The following is a 23,913-nucleotide window of genomic DNA, read 5'->3' on the forward strand; positions in this document are numbered from 1 at the left end:
GAAACCTTCCGACTCTTTCAGCTTCTGATAACTCCCAAGCGCGATCTCTCCCTCCGGCCCCCGCAGCCGCGGGTGTTCCACCGGTATCTTCTGATCCCCGATATAGACCGACCCAGGCTGGCTCGCCCATTTGGCAATGTCAGAACTGAAAGGTCGGTAGTCTGGCCCGGCGATCTCCTCCCGCTCGATGTACATGATCGTCTCTGCCATCATCCTACCCAGATCCTTCATGCAGGCGTCAAATCCCTGCTTGCCTCTCGCAACAAGGTGGTACATTTGATCGATGAGTTCTTGCCTCCCGTATGCGGCCTCAAACCCCCGTATTGCCTTCTTCCTCTTCCTGGTGGTATTCTTCATCAGTGGCTCCTTATCTGACTTTGTTTTCGGTTCCGTGGATTATGCCACGGGGGAGCCACTCTTTCCAATTTCAACTAAAAATAGTATAACCTCGGGGTTAGGAAGGCTAGTATTGGCCAATCAGGTAAATTTAATGGGTTTTAAAGTAATAAAGAATTTTACTTAGTAAAAAAATACTAAGGTTTGTTTAAATTTTTTAAAAAAATACCTCATAAAAAGGTGTTTAAAAAGACGTATTTTCTAAGAAAATTCATAAATAATTTGTTGACAAGTAGTCTTAGCGTAAGTTATATTTAAAAAAGAATTTTTTGATTGATTTCCCCTTTTTTTCTTGATTTAGATCAATATTGGAATAAGGTATTTTTAACAAACGAAAGGGTTTCGTGTAGTTATGGAAAAAAAAGAACGTTATCGTGTAGTTCCGGGTCCTGAAGCCTTTTTGCCCCCTGCCGCAGCTATGATGGGAGTGCAATTACCTGATCCTGGTCAAGGCCATATTGAAGGCAGGATCGTGCCTGAGGAAGAGGCCTTGGAGGAGGCTGCAAGAAAGCTCCTTGGAGCAAAAGTTCCCACAATCCATCCCGGTCCGTTGGTTCTTTGGCATTGGAATGAAAAAGCAGCCCAAAAAGCCACTGCAATTAAGGCTTTAGCCGATGAAATCCCTGCCCGAATTATTCCAATGGCGGATTATCGTCCAAAATATCCAAAAATTGATCCTGCGGTTGAAATTAACCCCAATCACCCCAATTTAACCATCTGGCATAATAAGGAAGATGTTTGCGTCTTTATTGGGGTGCATTGTCACCAAGCCAATCTTTCCCTAAAAATAATTCGAGGGGGAACCAGCTGTTATACCATTGCTTTGTGTGCCCAGGCTGGCCATGAAGATGCCATGCTTACCCTTCGCGATATCAGTCCGGAGAAAATTTGGCGTTTGGTTGAATGGGTAAAAAAATTAAAGGCCAGCGGGGTTAAGAGCCAAGCTTTGCCATATACGCAATTTTCTTTTTCCTCTTCAAAAGCAAAGGGTAATGGAAATCCAAAAAAATAAAGGAATAGCTTCTAAACCAGTAAAGAATAAAATTGAAATAAAAAAAAAAGGGGGCTCCAATGGCTGAAGGAAAAACATTTATTGGTCAAAAAAATAAAAAAGGGCAAACCTTTACAGATCCGAGTCAGTTATTTTTTGAAGCCCCGCGAACCCCAACCTTCCTGACTGGAAGTGAGGTTATTAAAGAGGCCATTCGTCGGGCTAGCGTGGATGTAATGGTGGCCTACCCGATCACTCCTCAGAGTGAGGCGGCTGCCTTGATCGGTGAACTTTATGCAGAAGGTTATGTCGGCGACTATATGAGAGGTGAGAGTGAATTTGCGGTAATGTCTCAATGCGCTGGAGCCGCATTTGGTGGGGCAAGGGTTTTTACCACAACCGCAGGTCCTGGTACTATGCGTGCTTTTGAGAACTTCCCAATGTGGGTAGGCGCCAGACTTCCCATTCAAGTAATCGTCACTTGTCGAGGAATTAATTCTCCTTTAAGTATTCAACCGGATAACCTTGAAATGTATTTCTTGTTGGGAACTGGGATGCTGGTATGGCATGCGGAGACCGCCCAGGAAATTTTTGACTGGATGTTAAAGGCCTACATTGTTTCTGAGCAGCCTGATGTGCATTTGCCGATGGCACTATGTTGTGATGGGTTTTTTGTCACACACACTAAGGACACCGTCATGTTAACGGAACCGGATCTTACCCTTCCCCCTTATGATCCTTACCGATCTCCTGTTGTTTGTATGGATATGGAAGTGCCCCCTGTCCGAATGATGCGAGATCCGTTTATAATGAAGTCAAATTATATCAGCTATATGACTCACGCTTCTTGGCAATTAGAAACCCGTGCTGCTTGTGAACGGTCCCGAAAACACACCATCCCCTTAATCGGGGGACTCATTGAGACCGAAAACATTGACAACGAAATTATCATTGTTGCATCAGGAACTGCCGTTTCTCAGGGCCGTGAAGCGATCCGGCTTTTGGAAGATGAGGGGATTAATGTTGGTTTGGTGAAGGTGAAATCGTTGAGGCCTTTCCCTTATGAAGAAATTCGAGAAGCCACCAAACATGCAAAATATATCTTTGTTCCTGAATTTAATGTGATTGGATGGTTGGCTCAGGAGATTCGTGCAAACATTGAAAGAAATGAACGGGTGATTGCAGGACCCCATGTTGCGGGGGGAATGACCATGCCCCCAGAAGTGATTGTGGAGGAGATCCAAAAAGTAACGAGTAAAGGAAAAACCGTATCCGTTCTTGCCGGACGGGGAAGTTGAGACCCTTTATTATTTTACCTAATGATTCAATTTAAAGAAACTCAAGCTGTAAAGGTTACCCAAAGGAGAGCCCAAAATGAGTAAGGAAAAAATAAAAATTTGTAAGGAATTCTACGATGTTATGCCCCCTGAATACCAGGATCTTGTGGAAAATGCTACATACGGGAAGGAAAATAGAGGCTGGAAAGACATTGGTGTGAATAAAGAGTTAATCGAAGAGCATTCTTTATGTGCCGGATGTCCTGAATCAATGGCTTTTAGATATATTATGGCTTCCCTTCCAAACCCTGAAGATACGGTAATGGTCGGTTCAACCGGGTGCACCAGTTTGGTCTTTCCAATGGTAGCGGTTCATAATATTCACTCTCTCTTTGGAAATCAAAATGCGGTTGCGAGCGGTTTGAAACGTGCCCTGAGTGTTCGATTTCCCAATCAAATAAAGGATGTGGTGGTTCTCGCTGGTGATGGCGCCACCGTTGATATTGGGTTGGATATGACACTTCAGGCCTGGTTTAGGCAAGAAAAATTTACGACCATCTGCTTTGATAATGAGCTTTATGCCAACACCGGAGGACAAGAATCAGGGTTGATGCAGAAAGGGTTTGTTGCCAAAATGGCTCCCGTTGGAAAAACCTTTGAAAAGGTACGTTTGCCTGAAATTGCCCGGGAATCAGGTTGTGTTTATGTTGCAAATCTCACCGCGAGTAAACCTGGATTGGTTGAGCGGGTGATTAGAAATGCCGTTTATCTGGCCCGAGAGGTTGGACCTACCTACATTCAGCTTTATACCCCCTGTATTCTGGAGATAGGAAAAAATTCCATGGAAGGATTGCAGGAGATGCGAGATTCTGAAAAACCCGGTGAGCGATTTAACTATAAGGAATATATTACAGATGAAGCAAAGCAGTATTTGGCTGAAATCGAGGCAAAAAGGAAAGAAAAAGCAGCTTCTCAAGCGGTAACATCTCGTTAAAATTAGGTTAAGCAAGGGGGAGGAGAAAAATGCAGAGAAAAAGAATTACCATTCGGATTTCTGGGCTGGGGGGGCAAGGCGCGGTGACTGCTGCCCATTTAATGGCAATGGCGGCCAATAAAGAGGGAAAATTCTCTATTTCAAATCCTTTTTTTGGCGCAGAAAAGCGGATGGCACCTGCGGAAAGCTATGTTCGAATTGGGACTGAACGGATTTATGACCGTGGCGAACTAGTCTATCCCGATGTGATCATGATTTTCCACCCCCAGGTCATTACCATGCAGAAAAGCTACACGGCTCCCTTTTATTCAGGGATTAAAAAGGATGGCTTAATTATCATCAATACCAGTCAAGAACTCCTGTCGGATGAAGACAAAGCCTTTTTGGCTGAACAAAATGTGTCGGTTTATAATGTAGATGCCACCACGATTGCAATGGAATTTGCAGGGACAGAACTTGCGACCAATATGGGCATGATTGGTTCGCTATGTGGACTTACCAAGGTGGTTGGACTTGAAGCCATGGAAAAAGCACTTCAAGATCGATTTGGAAAGAAATATGTGGCTTCTGGGGGAACTGCAACCTTAGATGAGGCCATTAAGAAGAAATTTGCCAAAAAAGAGCAATTGCTCAAGAAGAATATGGATACTGTCAAAGAGAGCTATGAAAAAGCTATTGCCTGGGCGAAGGCTGAAAACCTCGCATATGCAACTTATTAAATTCAGTTAGGTTAAGGGGGACATCTAAAAAATGTACAATGTTGCTTATGTGGAAGATGAGAAATGTATAGCCCATAAAGGTTGTCGTTTATGTATTATTTATTGTCCAGAAGCCGATTGTATTATCTTAGATACGGAGAAAATGAAAGCGGTAGTTGTGACAAACCGATGTAAGGGGTGCGAATTATGTGTGGTGGTTTGTGATGCCGCAAAACATAACGCCATCTTAATGGCTCCGGTGAATGCTGCAACCGGTGTGATTGATTTAAGTAAATCGAAGGCGGAAGCCGCGGCCCTTGGACAAGCTTATCAAGGATAAGTTTATAATGTTTTGAAACCCCATTGGTTAGGAAACCTTTGGGGTTTTTTTATTTATTTTAAAAAAACATGACCTCTAACCGGAGAAAGAATCATGAGTGAAGATATTCAGCAGTCTATCGAAGATGTTACAAAAGCCATTGACAGATTGAACCAGGCTTTTGAGAGGCGTACTGAAGAGCTCCGGCAAAAAGGAAACCATGAAGAATTCAATCAGTGGGTTCAGGCCAAAGCGGCCATGCGTGATAGTGGGGTGATTTATCTTTCTTGGGCCCGCCATTATGCAAAGTCGGCCAAACAAGGAGGAACGGATGAAATGAATGATGATGATTTATTTGAATTTCCAACAGCTTAGCTCTATTCCAGTTTCTTGTATTGTATAAACACTTCCATCATTAAACATTTTATTTTTTATTTTTAAAATGTCTGTGAGAAAGGTAAGCCTTTGAAGCAGAAAAATTTAATTGGGGTGGGTTTTATAATCCTAATATTTTTTCCCCTGGTTTTCTTTTTTTCTGTTTCTGTTGTTTTCCCGGAAGGAACCCAAAAAATTGCAATCATTGCTAACGATTCTTTTCCTCTGAGCGATTTTGCCCTTTCAGATTTAAAAGAAATTTACTTAGGAAATAAAAAATTTGTTGGATGGACCCGGCTTTACCCGTATCACCAACAAAAAGATCGGTTTATAAAAAACCTTTTTATTGAAAATGCTTTGGGTTTATCCCCCGTTTCTTACATGGGTTACTGGCATGTAAAATCCTTCAGAGATGGGAGCCCTCCCCCCATTGCTTACCAGTCCTCCACTGAAATAATTGAAAATGTAAAGGCCAAAGCGGGTGGTTTAGGGTATGTTTGGGCCAATGATTCAACTGGGATTGTTGGAATCCGAATTCTTTTAATATTGGAAGTTCAGGATAATTCTTTCCCTTAAATTGAAACCCAAGAAATTTCATCGGTTATTGCCAATGATCATTTGGTTTTTTCATTTTGGGGCAATCACTTTAATTCAATCTTTTACCTTTTTTCGTTCTCTCCTTTGGTTTTGTTTCCCAGAAAAGAGCTTATCTCTTCCCCTAAAAGTGGTTCCCTAAGTATTTACAAGTCAAAGAGAAATATAGGTTTTATCCTTGAGAATTGTCTTGACAAAGGGTAGGCACTTGCCTACTATGGCTTCCATGTTAGAAAGCTCAAAGATTCAAACATTAATGACTATGGCAGAGGTTTGGCGATTTTATCATGATGATTTGGTGGCCGCTGAACAGCAAACCAAACGAAGCTTAGATTCAAAAACCCACCTGGTTAATGAAATTGCAGAACACCTTCTTCTCAGTGGTGGTAAAAGAATTAGACCCCTACTTATGATTCTGGTATCGAAGCTGGGTGGTTATTCGGGGTCCGAAAGCACTCTTTTGGCTGGTGTGGTAGAGTTTATCCATACCGCAACCCTTTTGCACGATGATGTGATTGATAATGCAGAAATTAGAAGGGGAAAAAGAGCCGCTCGATTTCTTTGGGGAAACAAAGCAAGCATTTTAGTGGGTGACTATCTTTACTCTAGGGCCATGTGTCAGGCGGTTTCATTGAATAACCTTGAAGTGAATGCCACCTTGGCAGAAGCCTGTAGGAGGATGACGGAAGGAGAGGTTTTACAATTATCCTTAAATGGCTCCCTCAAAATATCAGAAGAAGATTACCTTAGGATTGTTGAATACAAAACCGCCATTTTAATATCGGCTACTTGCCGCTTAGGTGCAATCATTGGGGATATGAATCATTCTAATAAAGACCATTTAACGGCTTTTGGCCTTCATCTTGGAATTGCTTTTCAGGTGGCGGATGATACACTTGATTATGTGGCAGATGGTGAAAAACTTGGAAAGTCTTTAGGAAAAGATATTCGTGAGGGGAAAATTACCCTTCCACTTCTTCATTTACTCAAAACCTGTCCTCAATCGGAGCGATTTAAAATTGAACAGATGATTCAATCGGAAAAAGGAATCTTAGAAGATGATTTGGAAATGATTTTAAATCTGATGAAGGAATGTGGTTCCATTAGTTATTCGATGGATCGGGCCCGGGATTTTGTTGAAAGGGCCAAAACCAATCTTCATCATTTTCCTGATTCTGTTTCCCGACAAGCACTCCTAACCCTGGCGGACTATATCGTTGATCGCGATTATTAATTTTCCCCGCTTTCTCTTCTTGTCCTTTATCCTTTAATCCTCCAACCATTTATACCTTAAATTTCTTGAATTCCAATAAAAATTAAGTTTTTTTTTAAATGAAAATCTCCATTATTGTCCCTGTCCTCAACGAGGAAACCCTACTACCCCGGACCCTTTGTTTCTTAGAAAAGCTCGGGGATAAGGAGGTTGACGTCATTGTGGTTGATGGTGGAAGCTGTGATGGGAGCCATGCGGTGGCCTTGAGGTATACTCAAAAGGTCATCTTCTCTACCACTGGGAGAGGAACCCAAATGAACAAAGGAGCTTTTCTTGCGGATGGAGAAATTCTCCTTTTTTTACACGGGGATTCACATATTGAGAAGGGAGGGTTGGATGCTCTTCGGGAAATTTTTAAGGATGAAAAAGTGGTGGGGGGTGGATTTCAGCTTGGGATCGATTCAAACCGGAGGGCGTTAAAGCTTATTTCTTTTGTTGCCAACCTAAGGACCCGTTTTACAGGTATTCCTTACGGAGACCAGGGAATTTTTGTTCGCAAAAAAAATTTTGAGCGGTTAGGCGGTTTTCGGGATTTCCCCATTTTGGAGGATTTGGATTTTTTCCGGCGTTTAAAAAGAGAGGGGAAAACTGTAGTTCTCAGCAAAAAGGTTTGGACCTCTCCCAGACGCTGGGAAAAGGAGGGAATACTGAAGGTCACCCTTCGGAATCAAATTTTACTCATCCTTTATTTTGCTGGCATATCTCCAATGCGACTGGTACGCTGGTACCGCCTCATTCGGTAAAAGGAAGCCTTTTTAAGGAGTCTGAATTAAAAGGTACGCATCTTTCAACACGAGGGGGATCTTTTTATAAGCCTGGATTAAGGGAGGGAAGGGGATTTTTTTTGTTCTTCTTCCAATGTGTGAAGCCGTCTTTTTGCGCTTTCCAATTGACGGGGAAAACCCCTGGGGTCTAAATTGATAAATATTTGATATTGTTTCATGGCTTCTAAAGGTTGATTATTCCGTTCAAAAGAGATCGCGAGGTTATAATGGGCTTCGGGATAATCGGGCCAGTCTAAAAGAGCTTGCTGATATTGGGTAATGGCCTCCGTAGTCTTTCCTTGGCTTCGGTAAATAACCCCTAAATTGTTCTTTGCTTCCATATATTTGGGTTTAAGAGAAATGGCTTTCTTGTATTCCTGAGCCGCTTCTTCCAGTTTACCTTGACGGTGATAAATTACCCCTAAATTATTATAAGCTTCCGGATAATCCGAATTCAGCTCTAAAGCCTTTAAATAAGACCGAGTTGCTTCAATGGGGCGGTTCGTTTCTGCATAGACAAATCCCAGGTTGTAATAGGTCTCTGACAACCGGGGATTAATTTCAATGGCTTTTATATGTTCTTGAAATGCTTTTTGGAAGCTTCCCTCCAAGCGGTAAATAACCCCTAACTGGTTCCTTGCCTGGGCAAAATTAGAATTTTGTTTTATGGCCTCTTGGTAGTGTGGTTTTGCTTGGTCTAAAAGGCCTTTGGCCAGAAAGGTTTCCCCAAGGAGAAAGTGGGTTCTGGGACTAGGGTTCTTTTTTTGGAGAGATTGGTTTAAAATTTTCAAAGATTCATCATATTTTCCTTCTTTTCGTAGAATTTCGCCGAGGTCATTTAAGGCGATGTCAAGATCCGGATCGAGTTCCAGTGCCTTCCTTAACCCTTCAATTCCTCGTTCGGTCTGACCCTCGGAAATCCACAGAAGACCTAATTGATGGTGGGCCCGTGAATGGGTTGGAAAAAGTTTAATGGCTTCTTGTTCCTCTTGGATCGCCAAAGGAATATTTCCTTTTTTTGTATAAACCAAAGCCATTTGGTGGTGGGTTTCACCATTATTGGGCTGCAGTTTGAGTGAATTTTCAAAACTATGAAGGGCTTCATTTTCCCTGCCTTGTTGGAACAAAGCGAGGCCCAGATCAAAGTGAAATTCCCACCGGGTGGGCTCCAGAGATAAAGCGGTTTGGTATTTTTGTATAGCTGCATCAGTTTTTCCTTGTTGATATAGTATTTTTCCCATTTGATAATGGGCTTCTCCTAAATTTGGTTTTTGCCGTATGGCCTGACCCAACTCAGATAAAGCCTGGTTTAATTTATTTTGGTGACTGAGAACCCATCCTCTGGAAACTTGGCTCCAAGGAGATTCGGGCTCTAAAGCGATTAAGGTTTCGGCAATGGATTTTTTTTGATGAAAATCAGGAGTCGTTAAAAAGGTTTCAAAGAGCTTTTGCACCTCGACCTGCCGGAGCATTTTTTCCTGTATTTTTTTTGCCCCATCCATTGCATTCTCCAAAGAGGGGTGAATCGCTAAAGCTTTTTGATAGGATTGGAGAGCAAGTTGGAATTTTTCTTGTCGTTCATAAAGGTGACCCAGGTTCAGGTAGGCCAGGGCAAATTCTGGATCTATATCAAGGGCCTTTTGATAGGTTTGTATGGCCCTGTCGATTTCTCCGATTACGGTGTAAGTTTGCCCGAGGTGGAGGTATGTTTCAGTGTTTTCTGAATTAATGTCTAAGGAACGTTGAAAAAGAGTGAGGGCTTGTTTTATGTTTCCTCCTGAAAGGTTTACTTCACCCAAGGCGTTGAGGGCTTTGGTCGATTGAGGGTAATGTTGAAGGTAGCGTTTAAATTGTTTGTTGGCTTTTTCCAATTGACCGGTTTGTTGATAGGCCTTACCCAACGAGAAAAAAGCCTCCGGGGGTTGAGGCCGAACCGATAATACCTTCTGGTAACCTTCAATGGCTTGTTTGAAGTTTCCGAGGTGTAAATGAGCATCCGCCAGACCGTGTTGAGCCTCAATCCTTTCGGGATAAACGGCCAGGACGTTTTGAAATTCTTCATAAGCCTTCCGAAAGTCGTTTACCTCAAGAAAGGTTTTTCCCAAAGCTTGATGCGCCTCCGTAAACTCGGGATAGGTGGATATGGCTTTTTGTAATTCCAAAATGGCTTTTTCATAATTACCAAAGTTTTTATGAATTAACCCCAATTGGTAATGGGCATTTTCGTGGGTTGGAAAATTAGTCACTTCAAGGGTGAACGCTGTGATCGCTTTTTCAATTTCTGCCTTCCGTTTAAAGATAAGGCCCAAATGATAATTCCCTTCGGTTAAGGTGGGGTTTAATTTGAGGGCGGTCTCTATTTCTCTTTGGGCATCACTTAATAAGGAAAGGTCGCTGTAAACCAGTCCTAAATTAAAATGTCCTTCTGAAAAAGAAGGACGGATTTGAATGGCCATTTGAAATTCCGAAATGGCATTTTTGAGTTTTCCTTGATTCCGAAAGGCAATGCCGAGATCATTGTGGACCTCGGAGAGGTTTGAAGAACTGGAGAGGGCTTTCTGAAATTGCCTTATGGCTTCAGAAGTTTTTCCCTGTTTCATGTAGATCTTCCCTAAACCATGGTTGGCCATTCCAAGATCTGGTTTAAGACGAAGGGCCTGGCTATATTCAAAAATGGCTTCATCAAAGTCTTCATCGAGGCTAGCGAACCATGCCTTTGAAAAATGGGCATACGGGTTTTCTGGATCATTTTCTATAATCTTTTGGCGGAGTTGTTTTTTTAAATCGATTTTTTCTGTTTCTAAGGATTGTTGGAACAATGTTTCCGTGGATGTTTGGGCGATGCAAAAGGGGGAGTGTGAAATGAGAAAAAGAAAAAACAATAAACCGGTGTCCAGCCGAAAAATTTTGAAAAGCTTTGGTCTGAGGACCATGCTTTGTTTATAATGATTGGGTTACCTTCTGTCAAGGCCTGGTTTTAGATTTTCTTTTTGGGTTGGGAAAGGATTCCCGGAATGCGAGATTTGGTTTTTTTTTGAAGAGTTTTTATAGGGATAAAGGGATTTCTTGAATCAAACGGTTGAAGGTGTATTTTTTGTTCTTTTTTCTTATAAGTCAGACGCGAAAACAGACCTGATTTTCTATTGACAAGTTGAAGGAAAAGGGCAAAAATAAAAACGGTTTATAAGGGGGATATAAAACAGGTGATAAAAACGTATCGGCTAATTGTGATTTTTCTTGGTTTGACCCTAGGGTTGGTTTTTGTGGAAGGTTCTTTTTCTCCCCCTCCTGGAGCTGAGTACGGCGATATTACCATGAACCGGTATGCCGAAGAGGCGGGTGTTCCACCGGTCATTTTTCCTCATTGGTTCCACAGGATTCGATTTAAATGCAAGGTCTGTCATTCGGATATTTTTGAAATGCGGGGCGGGGCCAATGATGTTACCATGATCAAAATCATTAAAGGGCAATACTGTGGAAAATGCCATAATGGGAGGATCGCCTGGGCGCCCCTCTATTGTGATCGTTGCCACTCCGGAGAAAGTGAAGTGACTATTCCACCTGCACGTGGATTTGTCGAATAAGGGAATGGATATGTTTCCTGGGCCAATCAGAAATGTGAAAAAGACCTTTTTTAAAACAGGTTCCCATTCCCTTGTTTTTTTATCGGTGGGTGTGTTTCTTTTTATTCTTTTTCTGTTTAATTTATCTATGGCCTTTAAAACCACTGAACCCAAGGGGGTCCTGGTAGTCCAACAAAAGGCCCAAACCTCAGAGGGGTCCAAGCAGGGTTCCTCCCGATCATCTTTGGGAGGTATAGATCTTTCTAAGGAAGAAGCGGATCGAAGGCTCCTCATTGAAAAATTTAAAAATCTGGATCCGGCTATGGCCATCTATTTAGATAGCCAGGGTCAAATGGCGGGAACCGGAAATCCAACCGATTTTATTGGGGAAGCGGAGCGTGCGGGAATGGCAACACACCCCATTGCCCTTGAGGCTGCGGACCTCCCAACAGACCGGTATGGACTGGTAGATTGGGTTGAAGGTTCTCGGATGGGTAAAATTAATCCCAGGGATTCCTTAGATCCCAATATTCCCCCCACCGAACCTTTAGATCTCGATGTGGTCATCGAAACCAAAAGCCGCTTTCAACCCAGGGTGGTATTCTCCCACAAGGTGCACACCTTTTGGTTAAGTTGTGATAATTGTCATCCGTCTATCTTTAAACAGGAGGCAGGAGGGAATCCTGAAATGACCATGCCCAAGATCGCTTCGGGAGAATTTTGTGGGCGGTGTCACAATCGGGTTTCTTTTCCTTTAACCGATTGTCTTCGCTGTCATACCAAACCCAAAGAAGAAACCACTGCAGGGCCGGGTTTGGAGGCAACCACCCCCCTTCGATAAAAACAATTTTTTAACCATCCAGAACAAAATTCCAACCGGGAGCACCTTTTTTTCTGGTTGTTTTTGGGGACCGATTTTGGTGGTTCCAAAAAAATAAAATCCTCTTGACGATTTAATTGGGTGTGGCTACACTGGACCTCGTGGCTCTTTATTCCCGTCAAAAAAAATATTTTGAGGAGGCTTACAAAACCGGTGAACACGGTTGGCCGGTTGAGGAACCCTCTCCTTTTGTCATTGATTTTCTTCGTAAGGTTAGCCTTCCGGGAAAACATTTGCGGGTTCTTGATTTAGGGTGCGGAGAAGGACGGCATACCTTTCTCTTTGCCCAAAAAGGTTGGAGAACCGTTGGGGTAGATTATCAACCTCTGGCATTAGAAAGAGCGAATAAAATTGCAAAACAAAAAAACATAAGGCCCGGGTTTAGTTTTGTCTTGGGGGACCTTTCTCACCTTCCTTTTCGCTTTCAATCCTTTGATGCTTTAGTTGATTTCGGTGTGCTTCATCATGTCCCCAGAAGAGATACTCCTCACTACCTGAAAACAGTGATTTCCTTACTAAAATCTAATGGATTTTTTCTGTTGTCCTGTTTTTCGGTGAAGTTTAAGCATTTCCCTGGTGAAAAACGGAAAAGAAATTGGTTGATTCATCGGGGGCATTATGATCGATTTTTTAAAAAAACCGATTTTTCCAAAATATTTGGTAATTTTTTTAGTATTTTGGACATTGAAGAAGAGCGACAGGGATCCTATTCTTTTTACAACGTTTTATTAAGAAAGCGTGATCATGCCTGATATAGCCTTTTTGAATGAAAAATTTTTACCCCTGGATAGGGCCATGGTTTCAGTTGAGGATCGGGGTTTTCAGTTTGGTGATGGGGTTTATGAGCTGATTCGGGCCTATGGGGGGCGGCTTTTTCATGTGGAAAACCACATCAGAAGGCTGTTGCAAAGTCTGGACTCCATTCAATTGCCTGGGGTTTACCCCATGGATCAATGGAGATCGATTTTAGAAATGGCCTTGGAAAAAAGCGGGTACACGGAGGCAAAAATTTATCTTCAGGTTACACGGGGTGTTTCCCCCCGGCAACACCCTTTCCCTGAAAAGGTGATCCCAACGGTGGTAGTAACGGTCCGAAAAATGGATATTTTCCCTGAGGATTACCAAAAAGAGGGCGTTTCGGTGATTACCATGCCTGATTTAAGGTGGGCCCGTTGCGATGTCAAATCTATTAACCTTCTTCCAAATATTCTGGCTAAACAGAAAGCTAAGGAAGAAGGTGCCCTGGAGGCCCTTTTTATCAGAGATGGTCAGGTGCAGGAAGGGGCAGGAAGCAATGTTTTTTCTCTTAAAGGAGATCGGCTGATTACGCCCGCTGAAGGGAATCGGATTCTTTCAGGAGTAACAAGGGGAGCCCTCATTGGTTTGGCGAAAGCGATGGGTCTGCAGGTTTTTGAGGAAGATCTTGAATTGAATGCGTTATATTCATCGGATGAAGTGTTATTGACCGCTACCTCCATGGAGATTTTGCCAGTTGTACGGATTGATAAAAAAGTGATAGGATCAGGGAAACCCGGACCGATCCAAAAAAAACTTTATCAAGATTTTTTAAATGGGCTATCTCGGTATAAAAAAGGTTCATGAGAGGGAAAAGGACCCCCCCAAAAAGGCCTTCTAAACCGAATGGACATCGATCCAGGACCTTTATTAGGAAGGACATTTCACCTTGCATTTTTTATATAGATATGCTATAAAAAACCCCAATCTGTCTACTTGGTAAAGTGGGCTTGCGGTATTGCCCGCTTTTTTTATTTAAATTCCTAAATCACCGTGACAGTAGAATTACCCAATGAACAATTACAAAGGTTTGTAAAGCCCATTCTGCAATCTCTCGGTTTTGAGTTGATTGATTTGGAGTATTTTGGGCATGGATCAAAGGGTATATTACGGGTTTTTATTGAGAAAGAGGGCGGAATCACCCTTGAGGATTGTGCCAAGGCAAGCCGTTATATCAGCCACGCGTTGGATGTAGAGGATCCTATTGCCCATTCCTATCACTTGGAGGTTTCCTCTCCTGGTTTAGACCGTCCTTTAAAAAAGCTGGAAGAGTTTGACCGGTTCCAGGGAAGAAAAGTCAAAATAAAATTGCATCAACCTAAAGGAGGACAGAAGGTTTTAAGAGGGGAATTAAAGGACCGGTTGGGTGAAACTATTTTTATTGTTGTCGAAGATGGAAAAGAAATTGAAATTCCTTTTCGTGACATTTTTTCCGCAAGATTACAGTTGAATTTTTAATTGAAATAAAATATTTGGGTTAAACATTAAATTTAATATTGAAAAATTTTGGGGTAGGGGATGAATAGGGAACTTCTTGCAGTCATAGAACAGATTGGTAGAGAAAAGGGAATTGAGAGCGAAAAAATTATCAGTGCTGTAGAATCTGCCTTGGTGACCGCTGCGAAAAAAAAATATGGTGCCTCTGAAAACGTGCAGGTTCATTTGGATCCAAAAACAGGGGAAATAGAAGTAATATCCCTAAAAACCATTGTTGAAAAGGTGGTGAATCCAAAGGAGGAGGTTTCATTGGCGGAGGCTCAAAAAGTGGACGCCGATGCGGAGATTGGCGATGAAATTGGCGCGATGATTGAAATGGAGGATTTTGGTCGTATTGCCGCGCAAACGGCAAAACAGGTTATTTTTCAGAGAGTTAGGGAGGCAGAATGGGAAGTGGTCTACCGGGATTATTCCGGCCGACAAGGTGAAATTGTAAACGGGATGATTTTGGGCCAGGAAAGACGTAACTATATTGTCGAGTTAGGGAAAACCGAAGCCCTTTTACCGATTAGTGAACAGGTTCCAAGGGAAAGCTACCGTCGGGGGGATAGGACCCGAGCCCTTCTTCTTGAGGTCAAAAGTTCATCAAAAGGGCCTCAAATCATTCTCTCCAGGAGTGATCCAAGATTTGTCTATAAGTTATTTGAAATGGAGGTCCCTGAGATTTCCGAAGGAATTGTTGAAATTAAGGGTGTGGTTCGGGAGCCTGGGGATCGAACCAAAATTGCGGTTTCTTCCAAGGAACAAGCGGTGGATCCCGTAGGAGCCTGTGTCGGGGTAAAGGGATCCCGGGTTCAAGCTGTTGTCCGGGAGTTGAGAGGGGAAAAAATCGATATCATTGCCTGGACCGATGACCCCCGTACATACGTTGGAGAAGCTATGAGCCCTGCTGCGGTAGAACGAGTGGGGATTAATGAAAGTGAGAAGACAGCGATTGTCGTGGTTTCGGATCAGCAGCTCTCTCTTGCCATTGGGAAAAAGGGACAGAATGTTCGGTTGGCGGCAAAACTGACCGGTTGGAAAGTAGATATTATGAGCGAGAGTGAATACGAGAAAGAACGGATGAAGGAACAGGAACGGGAAATCAGCGCTGCTGTTGCTCAAGAGATCCGCTTGTCAGAGGAAAAAGAAAAACAACAAGGGCGAGAAGTAAAATCGGCAGGTCCTGCTGTTTCAGATCTACCGGGGGTTGGAGAAAAATTAGGAGAAGTGTTGGTTGCCCATGGGTTTGATTCGGTGGAAAAAATTGCATTAGCTGCCCCGGAGGCCCTCATGACTCTTCCTAAGGTTGGAGAAAAAATCGCATTAAAGATTATTTCCTCTGCTCAAAAACTACATCAAAAACCGGAAAAAGAACAAAATGCGACGGGTGAGTCTGTGATAAAGAAGACCCCGTTGGAGGAAGCAGGAGAGGACGGCTCCGTGACGGGGTTGGAAGCCCCTAAAGGAGCCGAAGGAGAAATGGGGGTAGGGGAAGAGCAAACCGATCAAGAGGTTCAAAAACAGGAAAGCCCTATTTCCCCGTCAACAGAAACCAAGGAAGTATGAATTTGGAATTTAAAGCATGCGTGTATTTGAATTAGCAAAGGAATTAGAAACAACCAGTAAGGTTTTATTAGCCAGGCTGGGAAAGTTAGGAATCAAGGCCTCCAACCATATGAGTGCTTTGAGCGAGGCAGAGGCTGCTAAAGCCATATCCAGTTTGAAAAAAGGGGGCTCTCCGCCAAAACAATCGGAACCTAAATTACAAAAGCAGGAGAAAAAAACAAAAAGTCCAAAACCCTCTAAGAAAAAAGAATCCCTAATGGTTGAGGAACCTTCTCCCCGTCAAAAAAAGGGTCGAATTTTGATCAAAAAGCGTACTCAACCTGAAGAAGTCCTTTCTGAAGTCCCTTCAATTGAGAAAAAAGAGGCCCTTCCTGAAGTTTCCAAAGAGGTTGCGGAAAAACCCTCGGTGGATGAACCGGTTATTCCTCAGGTAGAGAAAAAAGAAGAAAGGGTTGTCCTTCAGAAGCCCTCTGGGCTTGAACCTGAAACTGAGGTAAAAGCTGAGCTAAAGGAACCTCTTGGAGAAATAGAAGCTGTTCCGGTTCCCAAAAGTCCTGAACTGGAGGTTTCTCTTTCTGGAGAGCCTTCTAAAATAGATGGGATTGAGGGGAAGGGGGAAAAACCAGAGGTTGAACGAAAGAAGAGTTTGGAATTGGTAAAGGGTGATTTATCTGATGTTACCCGGAAAAAAGAGAAAGAAGCAGACCAACGGGCCCTTAAAAAGGTAAAGAAAGTCAAAAAAGCACGGGAGGAAAGTGCCCGAGAGAGTTACCAGGATATTCGGCGCTGGCAAACCTTTAAACCGATCCACAAAAAAACAGGCCGTGCCAGGGATGCCGATAGGGGCAGTGCTCAGAGTAGTGTGTCAGATATTACCAAACCTCGAAAAAAGGTTGTTAAGCTCAGTAAAGGCATTACCGTCAAAGATTTTGCTGAAATTATTGGACAAAAGGCCACAGAAATCATAGCCAAAATGATGGAAATGGGGATGATGGCAACCATCAATCAACCCATAGATCTGGATGTTGCCGTCTTAATTTCTTCGTCCTATGGACTCAATGCGGAGGTGGTTGAGCAGGAGACCATTGAAGATCTGGTTGCCCGGGTAGAGGATGATCCATCGTCCTTGGTTTCCAGATGGCCAGTGGTCACGATAATGGGCCATGTGGATCATGGAAAGACATCCCTTCTTGACGCTATCCGGCAAACCAAAGTGACTGACTCTGAAGCGGGTGGGATAACCCAGCATATTGGGGCCTATTCCGTCAGTGTTGGTGATAAAAATGTGGTTTTTCTGGATACCCCAGGGCATGAAGCCTTTACCGCCATGCGGGCTCGGGGGGCAAAGGTAACGGATATTGTCATATTGGTTGTGGCTGCGGACGATGGGGTGATGCCGCAAACCATCGAGGCCATTAACCATTCCAAAGCCGCAAACGTTCCCATTATTGTTGCCATTAACAAAATCGATAAGCCAGAGGCCAATCCTGAGAGAATTAGGAATATCCTTTCAGAGCGTGGGTTAATCCCTGAGGCATGGGGGGGGCAAACCATTTTTGCAGAGGTTTCTGCAAAAAAACGTTTGGGCCTTGAGCAGCTTCTTGAAATGGTATTGCTTCAATCTGATGTTCTGGAATTAAAGGCAAACCCCAATCGGGCTGCACGCGGGAATATTGTGGAAGCGAAAATTGACAAAGGGCGGGGTGCAGTTGCAACTGTCCTGGTACAGGAGGGAACCCTGAGAGTAGGGGACCCCTTTGTGACCGGTTCCCATCATGGGAGGGTTAGGGCTTTAATCAACGATAAGGGGAAAAAAGTTCAGGAAGCTCCCCCTTCAACTCCAGTTGAGGTGATCGGGTTGACGGGTGTTCCACTTGCGGGGGATTCCTTTGTGGTTGTAGAAAATGAAAAGGTGGCCAGGGATGTTGCAAATACACGAATGCAGAGGCAGCGCAATGTAGAACTGTCTCAATATCGAAGGGTTACTCTAGACGACCTTTATTCTCAAATCAAGGAAGGGGAAGTTAAGGAACTTAATATAGTAGTAAAAGCTGATGTCCAGGGTTCTGTTGAAGCGGTAGTGGAATCGTTGGAGAAATTAAGCACACAAACCGTGCGGCTTAGAACCATACACGGGGGGGCGGGAGGAATTACCGAAACGGATGTTTTATTGGCATCCGCTTCCAATGCCATTATTATCGGGTTTAATATCAGACCCGAACCCAAAGCAGCTGCGCTGGCGGAAAAAGAAAAAGTCGATATCCGCCTGTACTCTGTTATTTATGATGCCATTAATGATGTGAAAGCTGCCATGGAAGGGTTATTAGAACCTACCTTCAAAGAACGGACCTTGGGGCGGGTGGAAGTTCGGCAAACGTTTACGGTCTCGAAAATTGGCATGATTGCGGGTTCTTATGTTCTTGAGGGAGTCATTGCACGAAACAGTTCTGGTGCCCGTGTGGTCCGTGATAGCAAACCGGTTTATGAAGGTAAAATTTCTTCTTTGAAGCGATTTAAAGATGATGTAAAGGAGGTACAGGCCGGGTACGAATGCGGCATTGGAATCGAAAATTTTAACGATATTAAGGTGGGGGATATTATAGAGGTATTTACGTTGGACAAAGTGGCGGGAAAGCTTTAATTATCTCCCCTGAGTTTTGGAAAAAATTTCATGACGGTTGGCATTTGTACATTGGTTTTGTACCTTCCTGGAATTGGGTCGTTAAAAGGGAAACGACAGATCATTAAAAGTTTAAAAGATCGGGTGCAAAATCGATTTAATGTTTCAATTGCGGAAGTGGGCGATCAGGATTTGTGGCAACGGGCAGTATTAGGAATTGCGTGTGTGGGGAATGATCGGGGGTTTGTCAATCAAGTTTTGGATAAGGTTCTTGATTTTGTTCAACGTGTCCCTACCATTGAGGTACTGGATTTTCGCTTAGAGTTCAATTAAAGCGGCCTCGGTTAACAGGGGTTTTATGTTGTGGTTCTGAGAGAAGAAAAAACGGAAGGGTTTTTTTAAATAAAATGGACGTTTCAATGACAGGGGCGTTTAAAAGGTCAGATCGGGTAGGTGAGGCGATTCAAGCGGAAATCGCTGATATTTTAAACCGAAAAATCCGGGATCCTCGAATTGGGTTTATCACTGTCACAGGGGTTTCGGTTACCATGGATTTAAGGGAAGCCAAAATTTATGTCAGTGTTTTAGAAGATGGGATAGAACGGGAGAATTCCCTGAAAGGTTTGGAGAGTGCTTCGGGTTTTATCCGTGGAGAGTTGGGAAAGCGCCTTAAACTTCGCAGGGTGCCAACCATTTCTTTTCACTTAGATACTTCCGCTGAAAGGGCGGCACATCTTAATGAGATCCTTGAAAAAGTTAAACGAGAAGACCATGGCCTTTAATCAAATTGTGGATGCGATCCAAGAAGGACAATCTTTCTTGATCACAACACATATGAACCCCGAAGGGGATGCCTTGGGGTCTTCTCTGGGATTAGCCTTGGCCCTTCGAGCGATGAAAAAGGAGGCTTTAATTTATAATGTTGATTCGGTTCCCCGGATATTTCATTTCCTTCCTTTCCATGAAATCTATCAACAAAAAAAGAAGGTTGATGGTCATTTTGATACCATGTTTGTTTTAGATTGTGGGGATTCTACCCGAACGGGGTTAATGAATAATGGAAGCCCCCTTCCGCCCGTGGTGATCAATATTGACCATCATGTGACAAACAAGAATTTTGGAAACATTAATTGGATTGACCCCGAAGCCACTGCAACTGCCGAAATGATTTATGATCTCCTGATCTATCTCAATCTTTCCATTTCACCTGAAATCGCTCTTTCACTTTATACGGCCTTGTTCACAGAGACAGGGTCTTTTCGTTTTTCCAACACCACTCCAAAAGCCCTTCGCATTTCCGCGGAACTTCTTGAAAAGGGGGTTGAGCCTTATTGGCTCTCCCAACAGCTTTATGAAAAACGATCTCTTGAAGGGTTAAAATTGTTGGGAGAGGGGTTAACCCGCATGGGAAAAAGTGATGATGGAAAAATTGCCTGGATCATGGTGACTCAGGATCTTCTTAAAAAAACAAAAACGGATTGGGAGGATTCTGAGGATTTTGTGAACTATCCACGCTCCCTTGCGGGAGTAGAAATAGCTGTTTTTTTTCGAGAATTAGGAGACCGTTTGTTTAAGGTTAGTTTTCGTTCAAAAAACCAGATCAATGTGGCGCAACTTGCAGAGCATTTCGGGGGTGGTGGGCATCGTTATGCGGCGGGGTGCCAGATTGAAGGTGATTTAGATCAGGTTAAGAAAAAAGTTCTGGATATAGTTACTCAAAAAATAAAATAGGCGTGATTGAGTGGAAAAAATTATTAACGGTTTTATAAATATTGATAAACCCAGGGGAATAACCTCCCATGATGTGGTCGATTCCATTCGCGAGATTTTGGATGTCCAAAAGGTAGGGCATACGGGGACCTTGGATCCTTTGGCTACGGGGGTTTTACCCATCTGTGTGGGAAAAGCCACCAAACTTCTTGATTACATTGTTGTCCAAAAAAAACGTTATCGGGCGACAATGCGTCTTGGGATAGAGACAGAGACTGGGGATTCAGAAGGGGCGGTGATTCGTGTCTTTCCCAAGGGGGACATTTCCGAGGCCCGTATCCGGGAAGCCATGAAAGGGTTTATTGGTGGTTATTTACAAATTCCTCCGATGTATTCTGCTATTAAGGTTGGGGGGGTTCCATTATATAAAAAGGCAAGGGCGGGGAAGGTATTAGCCCGGAAACCCAGACAGGTGTCTATTGAAGAGATGGCCTTTATCCAAAAAGTGAATGAAGACGTTACCTTTGAGGTTACCTGTTCAAAGGGGACGTATATCCGAAGTCTTTGCGAAGATTTAGGAAAGGCCCTGGGAATAGGGGCGCATTTGGCCGATTTGAGAAGGCTTCAAGTAGGCCCATTTCATATCGATAAAGCCATCGGTTTGGAAAAAATTAAGCGCTTTCACGAAAGAGGACAATTGGGTGAGGTGCTTTATTCGATGGATGAAGTTTTAGCCCTTCCTACCCTTCGGGTCCATTCATCGATATCTCATCGGGTTTTATGTGGAACTTCCATATCGCGTTCTGGGATTCTATCCATGCCGAAGGGGTTGGATGAGGGAACCCGTTTTAAAGTTCATAATCCAAAGGGCGATTTATTAGCAATTGTTTCAGTTTTATCCGAAAAAAAAGAACCGGGTTTGAATTCAGAAGAGGAACCTATATTTAAGGTAGAAAAAGTGCTTGGTTTTCCATTTGATCTCCAGCTCAATCACCTTCGGGTTACCTGAAAAAATTGATCAAATCGGCTGGACATTTATTGAAAATGAAAAAGGAGGGATAAAAACATCGTTCATTTTTTTTGAACAGATGATTTTTTGGGAGGAGTGGCATCATGGTCATGGTAAAAGAGGATAAACAACATTTAATACAAGAGCATGCCCTTCACAAGGGGGATACCGGATCACCCGAGGTTCAAATTGCCCTTTTGAGTGGAAGGATAACCTATCTGACGGAACATTTTAAGGTTCATAAGAAGGACCACCATTCCCGGAGGGGGCTTTTGAAGCTGGTGGCCCAACGAAGGAAGCTTTTGGATTATTTGAAAAAAAATAATATTGAGCGTTATAAGAGTATTATTAAAAAACTGGGTATTCGAAAATAAACAATTTATTTTTTTAAAGACGGTTCAACAATAAAAATAGAATGCTGGACGTTTCTTTTTCACTTTTGAAAAAGGAAGCAAAGAGGATTGTTTTTGTCTGAATCTGTCGAGAGAGAAAGAGAGGAATGATGATACAAAAAGTTGAAATGGAAATGGCGGGAAAACGACTTACCCTAGAGACAGGACGTGTTGCCCGGCAAGCGGATGGGGCGGTTCTTGCCCGTTATGCAGATACGGTGGTCTTGGCTACCGCGGTTGGCGCAAAAGTGGCAAAACCGGATATTGATTTCCTCCCCCTGACAGTAGATTATCAGGAAAAGGCTTATGCTGCAGGGAAAATTCCAGGAGGATTTTTTAAAAGAGAGGGACGTCCCGGGGAGAAAGAGGTGTTAACGTGTCGTTTGATTGACCGACCGTTGCGACCTTTATTTCCGAAGGGGTACTTTAATGAAACCCAGGTTATTGCCTCGGTCCTCTCATCGGATTCAAGTAATTCATCGGACATTTTGGCAATCACAACCGCTTCTTGTGCCTTGTTTTTATCCGATATTCCCTTTGATAATCCCGTGGGTGCGGTTCGGGTGGGGCGTGTAGATGGAAAACTCATTATTAATCCGGACCTCAGTGAATTGGAGAAGAGTGAATTAAACTTAGTTATTGCAGGGACCCGGGATGCGGTCATGATGGTTGAAGCCGGTGCAACCGGTGTTCTCGAAGAGGTTATGCTCGAGGCCATCGCTTTGGGACATCAGGAGATTCAGAAGCTAATCCAGTTGCAGGTCCAGTTGCGGGAATTGGCTGGAAAACCAAAAAGGGAGGTTCCCGTTTTGGAAATGGATTCTGCCATGGTTGAAGAGATTTCCAATGTGTGTCTCAGCAAAATTCAAGAAGCGGTTTTAGTCTCTAATAAATCGGAGCGCCAGGAACGATTGGATTCCCTACGGGCAGAAGTGGTGGAAAAACAGGGTAATGAAGATGCAAAAAAAATCCAGCAAATCAAAATTATTTTTAAAAATTTGGAGAAAGAAGAAGTTCGTCAGATGATTATTGAAAAGGGAATCCGTGCGGATGGCCGAGGACCTTCCGAAATCCGACCGATTACCTGTGAGGTGGGTGTTCTTCCACGGACACATGGCTCAGCCCTTTTTACCCGGGGAGATACTCAAAGCCTTGCCGTGGTAACCTTGGGAACCTCCGATGACGAACAACGAATAGATGCCTTAGAAGGAGAATCAAAGAAAACCTTTATGCTTCATTATAATTTTCCTCCCTTTAGTGTGGGGGAGGCACGCCCAATGAGGGGACCCGGAAGACGGGAAATAGGGCATGGTGTCCTTGCCGAACGGGCCTTGAAATGTGTGGTTCCCTCTAAAGAAGAATTTCCTTACACCCTTCGCATTGTTTCGGATATTTTGGAATCGAACGGTTCTTCTTCAATGGCGACCGTTTGCGGAGGCACCTTGGCTTTAATGGATGCGGGGGTTCCGATCAAAAGCGCCGTGGCGGGAATCGCAATGGGGCTCATCAAAAAGGGGGAGCAGACCGTTATTCTTTCAGACATTTTGGGACTCGAGGACCATCTTGGAGATATGGATTTTAAGGTGACGGGAACAGCCGAAGGGGTAACGGGTTTACAAATGGATATCAAGATCGGGGGAATTAAGCAGGAAGTTTTAAAAACGGCCCTTGAGCAGGCCCGTGAAGGACGTCTTTATATTCTTCAGCGAATGAAAGAAGCCATTGAAACGCCACGCCAAAATTTGTCGGTTCATGCGCCACGAATTATTACCCTTCGGGTTAAACCTGATAAAGTACGGGAGGTTATTGGCCCGGGAGGAAAAGTGATCCGGGGGATCATTGAAAAGACCGGGGTGAAGATTGATATTGATGATAGTGGGTTAATCTCCATTGCTTCCGTTGATGAAAAAGCGGCACAGGAGGCCGTGGATATTGTTAATAAAATTACCGAGGAAGTAGAGGTAGGGAAGATTTATTTTGGTAAAGTCAAAAAGATCATGGATTTTGGTGCATTTGTTGAAATTCTCCCCAATACGGATGGTTTGGTGCACATTTCCCAATTGGCTCAACACCGGGTAAAAGCGGTGACCGACGAAGTGAAAGAAGGGGATGAATTCTTGGTAAAGGTATTGGAAGTGGATCGGCAGGGTAAAATTCGGTTAAGCCGGAAAGAGGTTACTCCTGAGGAAACCGCTCGGATGAGAAAGGATTAGGGAGC

At 43.4% G+C, this 23,913-nt stretch carries 24 protein-coding genes; 22 read left to right on the forward strand and 2 right to left on the reverse strand.

Translation table 11 applies throughout. From position 1 onward, the window contains the following. A partial coding sequence (locus VGB26_12790; protein ID HEX9758651.1) for a hypothetical protein occupies nt 1-357 on the reverse strand: 357 nt, incomplete at its 3' end. Nucleotides 358-748: 391 nt separating this feature from the next. Between VGB26_12790 and VGB26_12795 the strand changes: the two genes are divergently transcribed. The 9 genes from VGB26_12795 to VGB26_12835 all read left to right on the forward strand — a co-directional run bounded on the left by VGB26_12795 (nt 749) and on the right by VGB26_12835 (nt 7,660). After that, complete coding sequence (locus VGB26_12795) at nt 749-1,408, forward strand: carbon monoxide dehydrogenase beta subunit family protein (GenBank protein ID HEX9758652.1); 660 nt, start codon at nt 749-751, stop codon at nt 1,406-1,408. Nucleotides 1,409-1,467: 59 nt separating this feature from the next. Further along, entirely contained in the window at nt 1,468-2,685 is a 1,218-nt protein-coding gene (locus VGB26_12800; GenBank protein HEX9758653.1) for a transketolase C-terminal domain-containing protein, read from the forward strand. A 76-nt stretch (nt 2,686-2,761) separates the two neighbouring features. Beyond that, the gene (locus VGB26_12805) at nt 2,762-3,658 is read left to right on the forward strand and encodes a thiamine pyrophosphate-dependent enzyme (GenBank protein HEX9758654.1); all 897 of its coding nucleotides are present in this window, start codon (nt 2,762-2,764) and stop codon (nt 3,656-3,658) included. 29 nt (nt 3,659-3,687) lie between these two features. Beyond that, nucleotides 3,688-4,377 (forward strand): 2-oxoacid:acceptor oxidoreductase family protein, encoded by a 690-nt coding sequence (locus VGB26_12810; GenBank protein HEX9758655.1) that lies wholly within the window; start codon nt 3,688-3,690, stop codon nt 4,375-4,377. A gap of 142 nt (nt 4,378-4,519) precedes the next feature. Continuing rightward, complete coding sequence (locus VGB26_12815) at nt 4,520-4,696, forward strand: hypothetical protein (protein ID HEX9758656.1); 177 nt, start codon at nt 4,520-4,522, stop codon at nt 4,694-4,696. 93 nt (nt 4,697-4,789) lie between these two features. Next, the gene (locus VGB26_12820) at nt 4,790-5,050 is read left to right on the forward strand and encodes a hypothetical protein (protein ID HEX9758657.1); all 261 of its coding nucleotides are present in this window, start codon (nt 4,790-4,792) and stop codon (nt 5,048-5,050) included. 90 nt (nt 5,051-5,140) lie between these two features. After that, entirely contained in the window at nt 5,141-5,626 is a 486-nt protein-coding gene (locus VGB26_12825; GenBank protein HEX9758658.1) for a hypothetical protein, read from the forward strand. 235 nt (nt 5,627-5,861) lie between these two features. After that, nucleotides 5,862-6,878, forward strand: coding sequence for a polyprenyl synthetase family protein (locus VGB26_12830; GenBank protein ID HEX9758659.1), 1,017 nt, complete (start codon nt 5,862-5,864; stop codon nt 6,876-6,878). Nucleotides 6,879-6,976: 98 nt separating this feature from the next. Beyond that, nucleotides 6,977-7,660 carry a TIGR04283 family arsenosugar biosynthesis glycosyltransferase gene (locus tag VGB26_12835; GenBank protein HEX9758660.1) on the forward strand — a complete coding sequence of 228 codons (684 nt, stop codon included), beginning with the start codon at nt 6,977-6,979 and terminating at the stop codon, nt 7,658-7,660. Nucleotides 7,661-7,737: 77 nt separating this feature from the next. Here the strand turns inward: VGB26_12835 and VGB26_12840 are convergent, their stop codons facing one another. After that, complete coding sequence (locus VGB26_12840) at nt 7,738-10,500, reverse strand: tetratricopeptide repeat protein (GenBank protein HEX9758661.1); 2,763 nt, start codon at nt 10,498-10,500, stop codon at nt 7,738-7,740. A gap of 384 nt (nt 10,501-10,884) precedes the next feature. Between VGB26_12840 and VGB26_12845 the strand changes: the two genes are divergently transcribed. The 13 genes from VGB26_12845 to pnp all read left to right on the forward strand — a co-directional run bounded on the left by VGB26_12845 (nt 10,885) and on the right by pnp (nt 23,908). Beyond that, the gene (locus VGB26_12845) at nt 10,885-11,265 is read left to right on the forward strand and encodes a cytochrome c3 family protein (protein ID HEX9758662.1); all 381 of its coding nucleotides are present in this window, start codon (nt 10,885-10,887) and stop codon (nt 11,263-11,265) included. Nucleotides 11,266-11,275: 10 nt separating this feature from the next. Continuing rightward, on the forward strand, nt 11,276-12,085 hold the full coding sequence (locus tag VGB26_12850; GenBank protein ID HEX9758663.1) for a c(7)-type cytochrome triheme domain-containing protein: 810 nt from the start codon (nt 11,276-11,278) through the stop codon (nt 12,083-12,085). A 122-nt stretch (nt 12,086-12,207) separates the two neighbouring features. Beyond that, entirely contained in the window at nt 12,208-12,876 is a 669-nt protein-coding gene (locus VGB26_12855; GenBank protein HEX9758664.1) for a class I SAM-dependent methyltransferase, read from the forward strand. After that, nucleotides 12,869-13,726 (forward strand): D-amino-acid transaminase, encoded by an 858-nt coding sequence (gene dat / locus VGB26_12860; GenBank protein HEX9758665.1) that lies wholly within the window; start codon nt 12,869-12,871, stop codon nt 13,724-13,726. Before VGB26_12855 ends, dat begins: the two co-directional genes overlap by 8 nt. Before the next feature lie 186 nt (nt 13,727-13,912). After that, nucleotides 13,913-14,377, forward strand: coding sequence for a ribosome maturation factor RimP (gene rimP / locus VGB26_12865; protein HEX9758666.1), 465 nt, complete (start codon nt 13,913-13,915; stop codon nt 14,375-14,377). Nucleotides 14,378-14,437: 60 nt separating this feature from the next. Then, on the forward strand, nt 14,438-15,964 hold the full coding sequence (gene nusA, locus VGB26_12870) for a transcription termination factor NusA (protein HEX9758667.1): 1,527 nt from the start codon (nt 14,438-14,440) through the stop codon (nt 15,962-15,964). Nucleotides 15,965-15,980: 16 nt separating this feature from the next. Beyond that, nucleotides 15,981-18,605 (forward strand): translation initiation factor IF-2, encoded by a 2,625-nt coding sequence (gene infB / locus VGB26_12875; GenBank protein HEX9758668.1) that lies wholly within the window; start codon nt 15,981-15,983, stop codon nt 18,603-18,605. A 30-nt stretch (nt 18,606-18,635) separates the two neighbouring features. Then, on the forward strand, nt 18,636-18,917 hold the full coding sequence (locus VGB26_12880; GenBank protein ID HEX9758669.1) for a DUF503 domain-containing protein: 282 nt from the start codon (nt 18,636-18,638) through the stop codon (nt 18,915-18,917). A gap of 74 nt (nt 18,918-18,991) precedes the next feature. After that, nucleotides 18,992-19,366 (forward strand): 30S ribosome-binding factor RbfA, encoded by a 375-nt coding sequence (gene rbfA / locus VGB26_12885; protein ID HEX9758670.1) that lies wholly within the window; start codon nt 18,992-18,994, stop codon nt 19,364-19,366. Then, nucleotides 19,356-20,315 carry a bifunctional oligoribonuclease/PAP phosphatase NrnA gene (locus VGB26_12890; protein HEX9758671.1) on the forward strand — a complete coding sequence of 320 codons (960 nt, stop codon included), beginning with the start codon at nt 19,356-19,358 and terminating at the stop codon, nt 20,313-20,315. The genes rbfA and VGB26_12890 overlap by 11 nt, the downstream gene beginning before the upstream one ends. Nucleotides 20,316-20,325: 10 nt before the next feature. Then, complete coding sequence (gene truB, locus VGB26_12895; protein HEX9758672.1) at nt 20,326-21,303, forward strand: tRNA pseudouridine(55) synthase TruB; 978 nt, start codon at nt 20,326-20,328, stop codon at nt 21,301-21,303. Between the two features lie 104 nt (nt 21,304-21,407). Continuing rightward, on the forward strand, nt 21,408-21,677 hold the full coding sequence (rpsO, locus tag VGB26_12900; protein ID HEX9758673.1) for a 30S ribosomal protein S15: 270 nt from the start codon (nt 21,408-21,410) through the stop codon (nt 21,675-21,677). Nucleotides 21,678-21,805: 128 nt separating this feature from the next. Further along, nucleotides 21,806-23,908 carry a polyribonucleotide nucleotidyltransferase gene (gene pnp / locus VGB26_12905; GenBank protein ID HEX9758674.1) on the forward strand — a complete coding sequence of 701 codons (2,103 nt, stop codon included), beginning with the start codon at nt 21,806-21,808 and terminating at the stop codon, nt 23,906-23,908. The last annotated feature ends 5 nt before the right edge of the window (nt 23,909-23,913 follow it).

The sequence above is a fragment of the Nitrospiria bacterium genome (genome assembly GCA_036397255.1).
In the GTDB taxonomy this organism is placed as follows: domain Bacteria; phylum Nitrospirota; class Nitrospiria; order DASWJH01; family DASWJH01; genus DASWJH01.